The 692-nt window shown below is 42.1% G+C and carries 1 protein-coding gene; it reads left to right on the top strand.

What is annotated here, in order from left to right:
• The first annotated feature begins 20 nt into the window (after positions 1-20).
• Positions 21-659 carry an HD domain-containing protein gene (locus tag GOU96_RS18000; protein ID WP_267783815.1) on the top strand — a complete coding sequence of 213 codons (639 nt, stop codon included), beginning with the start codon at positions 21-23 and terminating at the stop codon, positions 657-659.
• Positions 660-692: the final 33 nt, after the last annotated feature.

Raw genomic sequence — 692 nt, 5'->3', positions numbered from 1 at the left:
ACGATGAACAAGGAAGTAATGTGGTAGAAAACTATGAGACTCAATTTGTCACTTTCATTGAGTCTGAAATGGAGCAAGATTTGGCGCATGACTTAAACCATGTATTTCGTGTTGTCAAAACGGCCAAACTGCTGAGCAAAATTGAAGGTGCGATGCTTGAGGTAGTTTTACCTGCAGCGTATCTCCACGATTGTTTTTCATTTCCCAAGAATCATCCTAACAAAGCTCAAAGCTCTCGTATTGCAGCAGATAAGGCACTGGAGTTTCTTAATGAGATTGGTTATCCGAAGGAATATCACGACGCTATAAAGCACGCAATTATTGCTCATAGTTTTAGCGCCAATGTTCAACCTGACACGCTTGAAGCAAAGGTTGTACAGGACGCTGATAGACTCGATGCTCTAGGTGCAATTGGGATTGCTCGTTGCATTCAGGTGAGCACAAATTTAGGCGTGGGTTTATATGATGCAACTGACCCCTTTTGCGGTACACGTGAGCCGAATGATCGAGTGAATACGGTAGATCATTTCTACACTAAGCTATTTAAATTGCCTGAAATAATGCATACAGCGTCAGCAAAGGTAGAGGCTGAAAAGAGAATGAAATTTATGAAAGCTTACTTAATTCAGTTGGGAATGGAAATCGAGCCATACAGCTAACAAACGCCTCAAGAAGGACTGTCAACGCGTAGC

The organism is Vibrio sp. R-1 (genome assembly GCF_035615595.1).
GTDB lineage: Bacteria > Pseudomonadota > Gammaproteobacteria > Enterobacterales > Vibrionaceae > Vibrio > Vibrio cholerae.
This window is presented reverse-complemented; position numbering and strand designations above follow the sequence as displayed.